The sequence below is a fragment of the Mesorhizobium sp. M7A.F.Ca.CA.004.12.1.1 genome, assembly GCF_003997835.1.
In the GTDB taxonomy this organism is placed as follows: Bacteria; Pseudomonadota; Alphaproteobacteria; order Rhizobiales; family Rhizobiaceae; genus Mesorhizobium.
Genome location: NZ_RZRK01000218.1, coordinates 1 through 8357, shown reverse-complemented (window position 1 = coordinate 8357; position 8357 = coordinate 1). Strand labels below are relative to the sequence as shown.

The window sequence follows — 8357 nt, the reverse complement described above, 5'->3', positions numbered from 1 at the left end:
ACATCTGGAGCCAGCTGCGTTTTCCAAAGTCGCTGCCGACGGTGATGGCGCTGGGCACGTCGATCCTGGCTGTGTCCTTCATCATCGCTGCAGCAGCTGAAATCCTGCGCCATCGCGGCCTGTCCGCCACGGCGCCAAAGCCCGCGGATCCATCACAACCAAAACAAACCAAGAGAGGAGAACTGCAATGGCATTCGACCTGAAATCGATCTCTGCAAAGACTGTTTGCGCTGGATTGACGGCGTTCGCGATGACGCTGTCGTCGACCGTCGCTTTCGCCGGCGACAAGCTGCAATATTTCACCTGGTCGGGCTATGAACTGCCCGATTTCAACAAGAGCTTCCTTGCCGCGCATCCCGATGGCGTCGAGGCCTCCATCTTCGGTGACGACGATGACGCCTTCACCAAGGTCAAGGCCGGCTTCCGCCCCGACATCGCGCATCCCTGTTATGACAAGGTGGCGCGCTGGAACAAGGAAGGCCTGCTGCAGCCGATCGACACCAAGCGCATCAAGAACTGGGATTCGATCTTCCCGGTGTTCAAGAACCTGCCCGACCTGCAGGCCGGCGACGGCAAGGTCTGGATGGTGCCATGGGACTGGGGCAACACCTCGATCCTCTACCGAACCGATCTGGTGAAGAACCCGGAAGCGAGCTGGAACCTTTTGTGGGACAAGCAGTATGCCGGCCGCATGGCGACGATCGACGCCGTGCACGACACGCCGGTCGTTGCCGCACTGCTCGCCGGCGTCAATCCGTTCGACATGACGCCGGAGCAAATGGACAAGGTGGCCGAGAAGCTGCGCGAGCAGCGCCCGCTGCTCTCCAACTACACCACCGACATGACCTCCGTCGAACAGGCGTTGGCCAGCGGCCAATTGGTCGCCGCCATGACCTGGAACGCGTCCGCCACGTCGCTGAAGAAGCAGGGCGTGCCGGTCGAGTTCATGAAGCCGAAGGAGGGCATGCTGACCTGGGCCTGCGGCTTCGTCATGCTCAAGGACGCCAAGAATGTCGATCTCGCCTATGACTTCATCAACAGCCGGCTGGATGCCGACTCCGGCAAATACCTGATCCAGGCCTATGGCTACGGCAGCTCGCTGAACTCCGCCTTCGCCACCGTGCCGAAGGAGGAACTTGAGAAATTGCAGCTGCCATCCGATCCCGAGGTGTTGCTGAAGACCACCATCTTCACCGGGCCGATGAAACAGAATGACGACCTCGCCAAGATGTTTGAAAAGGTCAAGGCGGGCGGGTGAGTTTCAACCGTATTCGAGGCGACCAATTGCCGAAGTTTGCGCTGCCCCTCACCTGCCTGCCGGCATCCTCTCCCCGTATAGTGACGGGGAGAGGGACGCTGTCATCGCCCATTTCGCCAATCATCAGCGTTGCAAGGATGGCGCCGGCGTTGCGGCCAGCCACTTCTCCCCGTCACTATACGGGGAGAAGTGCCCGGCAGGGCGATGAGGGGCAGCACTGACGCCCGATAGCTATCCAACCCTGAAGCCGGCCTTGGTCGCCACCGGCCCTAAGCACTGCAATAAGGACTAACAAATGGACATGCTGGACGAACCGGCTGAGAAGCCGAAGGACGATGCCGATGTGCGGGTCGGCCGGCGCGTGCGGGCGCTGCGGCTGGAGCGCAATCTGTCGCTGGCCGATCTTGCGGCAAAAGCTGGTGTGTCGATCGGGGCGCTCAGCCAGATCGAGCGCGGCATGTCCTCGCTGCGCGTCAAGGTGATCTGGCCGCTCGCCGCCGCCCTCGACATCGAGCCGTCGGCGCTGATCGCCGACGGCAACGATGCGGCCAACGATCTCTATTGCGTGCGCGCCGACAAGCGGCGGCAGATCCCGGTGAAGTCGGAAGGCATTGCCAAGGCGCTGCTGTCACCCCCGGGCGCGACGCTGACCGGCATGCTGGTGACGGTGGAAGCCAGCGGCGGCACGGCCGAGGCCTATGCCCATGCCGGCCATGAATTCGGCTTCGTGCTGGCCGGCGAGGTCGAACTGGTGGTGGATTCGACAAATTACGTGCTGAAGGCCGGCGACAGTTTTGCGTTCAAGAGCACGCTTTTGCATGCCTTCCGCAATCCGGGCACCGAGCGTTGCCAGATCCTCTGGGTCAACACCACGAAGCCGTCCGAGGTTCGCGATGGCGCCTGATCCACTCGTGCGGCTGCAGGCGGTCTCGAAGATTTTTCCTGGCGGCATCGTCGGGCTCGACGCCGTCGACCTCGACATTATCAGCGGCGAGTTTGTCACGCTGCTCGGGCCGTCGGGTTGCGGCAAGACCACCAGCCTGCGCGTCATCGCCGGTTTCGAAAGCCCGTCGAGCGGCAAGGTGTTGCTCGATGGTCGCGATATCACGGCCCTTCGGCCCTTCGACCGGCCGGTCAACACCGTGTTCCAGGATTATGCGCTGTTCCCGCACATGAATGTCGCCGAAAATGTCGGCTTCGGTCTGTCACTGCGCAAACTGTCTGGAGCCGAACAGGCAAAGCGAACCGGCGAAGCCCTCGACATGGTCGGTCTCGCCGACAAGCTTGGCGCCCGCGTCTCCGAACTGTCGGGCGGCCAGCGCCAGCGCGTCGCGCTGGCGCGTGCCATCGTCTGCGAACCACGCGTGCTGCTGCTCGACGAGCCGCTGTCGGCGCTCGATGCGCATCTGCGCGAACAGATGCAGGTTGAACTGAAGCGGCTGCAGTCGCGGCTCGGCACCACCTTCGTCATGGTCACCCACGACCAGACCGAAGCGCTGTCGATCTCCGACCGCATCGTCGTCATGAACAAGGGCCGCATCGAGCAGATCGCGCCGCCGGCCACCCTTTACGACCGGCCCGCCACGAAGTTTGTGGCGAGCTTCATCGGCACCATGAATCTCCTGCAATCGCGCTTCGTCGGCCGAGACGGCGATCGCCTGCGCTTCGCCGCCGGCGCCCTGCCGCTGGAGGCTATTTCTGAAACTAGCGAGGCACCTGCCGAGGGCGCCACCCGCACCATCGGCGTGCGTCCGGAGGATTTGCTGGCGATGACCGAGGCCGCGCCCGGCACCGCGCCGGCGCGCGTCAACAGCGTCGTCTTTCACGGTCGCACGCTGCGCCTTCATGCCGAACTCGGGCAGGGCGCGCCTGTTGTCATCGATGCGCCGCGCCAGGCCGAGGGTTCCCAATTCAGCGTCGGAGACGTGGCGCATATCAGCCTGCGCCGTGGTGCCAACTGCCCGGTGCTACCAAGCTAATTTTGTCGACGTTAAATAACCGGAGCACACGCCGCGCGGTGGCTACAAGCCGTCGGTCAACGGCCGGGGGTATGTCGACTGGTCGATCCACGATTTTCGGGAGGTCAGGGCATCATCGGCTACGGATCGTAGGGTTCGGCCCCTGCTCGAAAATGCTTGCTCCGCCGTTAAGCTTGCGGGCGCTGATGCGGAAACCATTAGCGCCGGTTTTGTTTTCACTTGATTCGTTCCCTTTTTGTTCTAAGCTTCTCGGCTTGATACAATCTGCCGGACGAGATCGGTTGTGAGTGGGCAATTTTCATACGGAACCGCGAAGAACGGTCAGACCTTTTTCCGATTTGAAGGACAGAGCCCGATCCGGGAGCCGCATCTGTTTTACGGATTTCTCGTTGAAGACCCGGTCAATGCCATGCTGCGGCGCAGGGCTGAGCACTACAATCAGGAACTGAGATTGCGGGGATGGCTGACGCCAACCGATCAAATGCACATATCCCTGATCGGCCTTGGCGACGGCAAACAGAAGCGTGTGGTGGAGATCGCCCGCCATGTCGGCTTGCTGATGCAAGCCACACCATTCGATGTTTGCTTCGACCGCCTGTCGGCTTTCGGCGGCGGGGCGCTGGTGCTTCGCAGCAGCGACCATTCGCCGACTTTGCAAGCCTTCTGGCGCAAGCTCTCTGCCGTAATTGACGACAGCCCGCTAAAGCCATTCATCACGACCTCGCTGGAGCCACATGTCACGCTGCTTCGCGACAGGAGGGGCGTTCCAAAAGTGCGGGAACGGATCGTTGAGCCGATATCCTGGACAGTGCGGAGTTTTTCGCTGATCCGTAGCCACCAGGGTGAATACAAATGTCCGGCGACCTGGCAATTGACCGGTCAGGACGATTCCCTAGCCGGCATGTGAGAAATCGTCGTCATACAGCCGCTATATCAATCGTCCTGACACGGCTTGTCAGCTGTAGTGCCGGCAATGGTGGCAGGCCAGCAAGCTGTTCCCCATTTGCAGTGCGTCTGACAGGAGGAACACAAATGACCATCGCGGAAATTGCCAAAGATTTCACCGAACTGCTCAAGCAGGGCGATAACGAAGCTGCTGCCGAGAAGTACAATGCCGATGATATCGTCAGTCTCGAAGCCATGGCGGGGCCGATGGCCATCTCCCATGGCAAGGAGGCTCTCAAGCAGAAGGGCCAGTGGTGGCAGGAGAACAACGAAGTGCATGGCGGCTCGGTCGAGGGCCCCTATGTCAACGGAGACCAGTTCGCGGTGCGCTTCAAGTTCGACATCACGCCCAAGGCCACCGGCGAGCGCGTCACCATGGATGAAGTTGGCCTCTACACAGTCAAGAACGGCAAGATCACCGAAGAGCGCTTCTATTATTGAGGCGGAAATGCCACCGGGAGACTGCTCTCTTCGCTCCCGGGTTGAAAACAAGCATGACGGCCAAGACAACGTCCTGGCCGTCATGTGGGAAGATCAGATCGTCTTCACGTACTGCCCAAGCTGATCGGCCACCGTGCCCCAGCCGTTGAAGAAACCCATCTCCTCATGGTTGTTGCGGGTCGCCTCGTCGCGATGGATGGCGGTGGCGGTGTAGCGCGTGCCCTTGCCGTCCGGCTGCAAGGAGATAACAGCGGTGATGAAGGGTTCCCCTGACGGCCGGTAACCCGGCAACAATGCATCCGTCCACACCAGCCGCTCGTTCGGCACGATTTCGAGATAGCAGCAATGGCGGTCGTTGACCTCGGTTCCGTCGGGCGACTGCATGCGCGTGCGGAACAGCCCGCCCGGCCTGAGGTCTATCTCGCAGTCGGTGATCATCCAAGGCTTCGGCGTGAACCATTGCTTGACGTGCTCCGGCGTCGTCAAGGCGCGCCACAGCAATTCGCGCGGCGCATCGATGACGCGCTCCAGCACGAGGTCCAGTCTGGGATCCGGCTTGAGGGGATAGATCATTTTTCTGTCTCCTTGAGGGTCATCACATAGGCGTCGAACTGGTCGAGGCGGCGCTCCCACAGCGTGCGCTGTTCGGCCAGCCAGTTTTCGGCAAGCTTCAGCGGCTCGGGCGCCAGTTGATAGGTCCTGACCCGGCCGGTCTTTTGCGAGCGCACCAGCCCGCAACCTTCGAGGATTTTGAGATGTTCGATGAAGGAGGGCAGGGCCATGTCGAACGGTTGGGCAAGCTCGCTGACCGAGGCAGGGCTGCGGTTCAGCCGCTCCACCACGCGTCGCCGCGTCGGATCGGACAGTGCGCGAAAGATGCCGTCGATCGGCGGAGGGCTCGGAGTTGTGGTCTGAAGGCTTGTCATTGGTTGGTCCTGAGGCGCTGTCAAAATACTTAGGGAAATTCCTTAGTGTTGGCAAGGGCAAAACCGAAGGCATGCCGGGGAGCGCTGGCAAAGCGCGCAGAGCGTCCTTAATCTGCGGTCAGATTCGAAATCGGAAGGGCCACTGTTTTGACGATCATCATGTACGGCATCACCACCTGCGACACGGTCAGGAAGGCGCGCCTCTGGCTGGAAGGCCATGACGTGGCCTACAGGTTTCACGATTTCAGGGCAGAGGGACTGGACGCGAAGCGGCTGGATGGCTGGGCGGGCAAGGTCGGCTGGGAAAAGCTGCTCAACAAGGGTAGCACCACGTTTCGCGAACTGCCGGACAACGACAAGCAGAGCCTCGACGAAAAGAAGGCCAAGGCGCTGATGCTGGCCAAGCCGACCGTGATCAAGCGACCGGTGCTGGAGGTTGGGGATCGGATTCTGGTGGGGTTCAAGGCTGATGTTTATGAGGCGGTGGTGAAGTAGGGCAGCGCATACACCTCACTTCGTCATCCTATGGCGAAGCAAGGAGCGGAGCGACGCAGCGCAGACCATAGGATCCATGCCGTGATCTATCCGTGTTGCAACGGTGCAGATTCTGCTCCGCTGCGCCTTTCGACTGAGGTCGCGGCATGGATCCTCGGGTCAAGCCCGAGGATGACGAAGGTCTGGCTAACGATGGCTAATTGTGAGCGCTTGCGCTGAGATACCCCGCCAGCGCCACCGCATTGTTATGCGCTTCATCATGCGCGCCATAGAGCAGCGTCACCTTGCCGTGGCTGATCAAGCCTCGCAATTCACTCACCGCCTCGCCGTTCCCGTCCAGCTCAGCACGATACCGCTCCTGAAACTCCGGCCAGCGCGCCGGCGCATGGCCGAACCACTTTCGCAGGTCGTCGCTCGGTGCGATGTCCTTCAACCACAGCGTCAGCGCAGCGTCTTCCTTGCTGACACCGCGCGGCCAGATGCGGTCGACCAGAACCCGCTGCCCGTCATCGGGCGCGGGTGGCTCGTAGATACGCTTGACCGCCAGGTCGAAGGCCATCGCACCCTCCGTACGGTCAAGCCCATTCACCCTTGCGCATGACGGGCACGCGGGCGCCGTCCTTGTGGACACCATCGATGTCGATCTTGTCCGAACCGATCATCCAGTCGATGTGGATGAAGCTCTTGTTGCCGCCGCGCGCCGCGATCTCGTCCTGGCTGAGCGAGGCGCCGTCGACGAAGCACTTCGAATAGCACTGGCCGAGCGCGATATGGCAGGCGGCGTTCTCGTCGAACAGCGTGTTGAAGAACAACAGCCCGCTTGCCGAGATCGGCGAGGAATGCGGCACCAGCGCTACTTCGCCGAGGCGGCGCGCGCCCTCATCTGTATCGAGCACCTTCTTCAGCACATCCTCGCCCTTCGATGCCTTGGCCTCGACAATCCTGCCTTCTTCGAAACGCACCGAAATGTCGTCGATCAGCGTGCCCTGGTAGGACAGCGGCTTGGTCGAGGAGACATGACCCTCGACCCGCCTTGCATGCGGCGTGGTGAAGACTTCCTCGGTCGGGATGTTGGGGTTGCAGGTGATGCCGTTCTTGGCGGTCGAGGCGCCGCCCATCCATTCATGGCCGTCCGCCAGTCCAACCGTCAGGTCGGTGCCGGGTCCGGCAAAGTGCAGCGCATGGAAATCATGGCCGTTGAGCCATTCGGTGCGGCTGCGCAGCGCCGCGTTGTGCGCCTTCCAATTGCCGATGGGGTCCTCCACATCGACCCGCGACGCGGCGAAGATGGCGTCGGCGAGCTTCACGACCGCGACATCGTCGGCATCGTCAGGAAAAACCTGCCTGGCCCAGGCGAGGTCCGGATAGGCCACGATGTTCCAGTTGATGTCGAAGCCGGTGATCTTTTCCAGCGCCGGCTGGTAGGCCATCGAATTCGCCTTGTTGGCGCGCGCCACTTTCGCCGGATCCTGAGCCGACAACAGCGATGGATCCTCGCCGCGCACGGCAAGCCTGGCCGCATTGTTGGAAAAGGCGTTCGCCATGCCTTCATAGAGCCAGCCGGCGGCGCGGTCGAAGCTCGCATCGGCGCCGAAGCGGTAGCGGGCCAGCGTCATCTCGTCGTCGTTGAAGATCGGCGTCACCAGCCCGGCGCCGGCCTTGTAGGCGTGCTCGACGATCCGCCTGGTCAACGGCAGTGCCGCGATCGACGAAGTCAGCACCAGATCCTGCCCCGGCTGCAATTGCAGTCCGACCTTGATGGCGACTTCCGCCAGCCTGTCGAGCTTCACCGGGTCGATCGATGCGGAAACGCCGCGCGAATGTGTGGTCATGATCCTGCCTGTCGTAGTTTGATGTCCGACTCTACATAGCTCGGTGCCTCCGTCCTTTCCACCGCGATCGCGCCGGCGGGTTCTGGGTTTACGGACCCGAACCGCGCCATGGTTGCCTCGATCTCTTCCCTGATCCAGACCTTGAAATCACGGACCTTGCGGCTTTCCGCCTTGACGGACGAGGTCACCAGCCAATAGCCGAGCCCGCTCTGGGCGCGGATTCCGAAAGGCGCCACCAGCCGCCCGTCGGTCAGCGCATCCGCGGCAAGCAATTGCCAGCCCAGCATCACGCCATGGCCGGCAATCGCCGATTCCAGGCACAGCATCGGGTCGGTGAAACGCGCACCCTTGAGGAAGGTGACAGGCGGAACGCCTGCTGTCTCGAACCAGCTTTCCCAGTTGATCATTGCCCGCTCGTCGGCGATCGCCCAAAAACTGAAGTCGATCGAGGATCTTGCCCAGACCTGCGCGATCACCGACG

11 protein-coding genes and 1 pseudogene are annotated in these 8357 nt (G+C 61.8%); 7 read left to right on the top strand and 5 right to left on the bottom strand.

The annotated features are described in order from the left end of the window. The 6 genes and pseudogenes from EN984_RS13885 to EN984_RS13855 form a co-directional block, all read left to right on the top strand. Positions 1-203 (top strand): annotated as a pseudogene (locus EN984_RS13885) (ABC transporter permease); the annotation flags it as partial. After that, positions 188-1258, top strand: a complete 1071-nt coding sequence (locus EN984_RS13880) for an ABC transporter substrate-binding protein (protein ID WP_127270226.1) — start codon at positions 188-190, stop codon at positions 1256-1258. The pseudogene EN984_RS13885 and the gene EN984_RS13880, both read left to right, overlap by 16 nt. A 295-nt stretch (positions 1259-1553) precedes the next feature. Then, a complete protein-coding gene (locus EN984_RS13870) occupies positions 1554-2162 on the top strand; it encodes a cupin domain-containing protein (protein WP_127270224.1) in 609 nt (202 codons plus the stop codon). After that, positions 2152-3237, top strand: coding sequence for an ABC transporter ATP-binding protein (locus EN984_RS13865; protein WP_127270221.1), 1086 nt, complete (start codon positions 2152-2154; stop codon positions 3235-3237). The genes EN984_RS13870 and EN984_RS13865 overlap by 11 nt, the downstream gene beginning before the upstream one ends. A 283-nt stretch (positions 3238-3520) precedes the next feature. Then, the gene (locus EN984_RS13860) at positions 3521-4144 is read left to right on the top strand and encodes a 2'-5' RNA ligase family protein (protein WP_127270218.1); all 624 of its coding nucleotides are present in this window, start codon (positions 3521-3523) and stop codon (positions 4142-4144) included. Between the two features lie 125 nt (positions 4145-4269). Then, positions 4270-4623: a nuclear transport factor 2 family protein gene (locus tag EN984_RS13855; RefSeq protein ID WP_127270215.1), complete on the top strand. Its 354-nt coding sequence runs from the start codon at positions 4270-4272 to the stop codon at positions 4621-4623. A 93-nt stretch (positions 4624-4716) separates the two neighbouring features. On the opposite strand, the gene EN984_RS13850 is transcribed toward EN984_RS13855, so the two are convergent. Further along, positions 4717-5196 carry an SRPBCC family protein gene (locus EN984_RS13850; RefSeq protein ID WP_127270213.1) on the bottom strand — a complete coding sequence of 160 codons (480 nt, stop codon included), beginning with the start codon at positions 5194-5196 and terminating at the stop codon, positions 4717-4719. Then, positions 5193-5549: a metalloregulator ArsR/SmtB family transcription factor gene (locus EN984_RS13845; protein ID WP_127270295.1), complete on the bottom strand. Its 357-nt coding sequence runs from the start codon at positions 5547-5549 to the stop codon at positions 5193-5195. The genes EN984_RS13850 and EN984_RS13845 overlap by 4 nt, the downstream gene beginning before the upstream one ends. Before the next feature lie 147 nt (positions 5550-5696). On the opposite strand from EN984_RS13845, the gene EN984_RS13840 reads away from it, so the two are divergent. Beyond that, positions 5697-6044: an ArsC family reductase gene (locus EN984_RS13840; RefSeq protein WP_127270294.1), complete on the top strand. Its 348-nt coding sequence runs from the start codon at positions 5697-5699 to the stop codon at positions 6042-6044. 196 nt (positions 6045-6240) lie between these two features. Here EN984_RS13840 and EN984_RS13835 read toward each other — a convergent pair whose 3' ends face one another. The 3 genes from EN984_RS13835 to EN984_RS13825 all read right to left on the bottom strand — a co-directional run. Beyond that, a complete protein-coding gene (locus EN984_RS13835) occupies positions 6241-6603 on the bottom strand; it encodes a DUF488 domain-containing protein (protein WP_127270292.1) in 363 nt (120 codons plus the stop codon). Positions 6604-6619: 16 nt separating this feature from the next. Beyond that, positions 6620-7876, bottom strand: coding sequence for an aminopeptidase (locus EN984_RS13830; RefSeq protein ID WP_127272629.1), 1257 nt, complete (start codon positions 7874-7876; stop codon positions 6620-6622). Beyond that, positions 7873-8357 (bottom strand): LysR substrate-binding domain-containing protein (locus EN984_RS13825; RefSeq protein WP_245480063.1); only part of this gene is annotated, 485 nt, incomplete at its 5' end. The genes EN984_RS13830 and EN984_RS13825, both read right to left, overlap by 4 nt.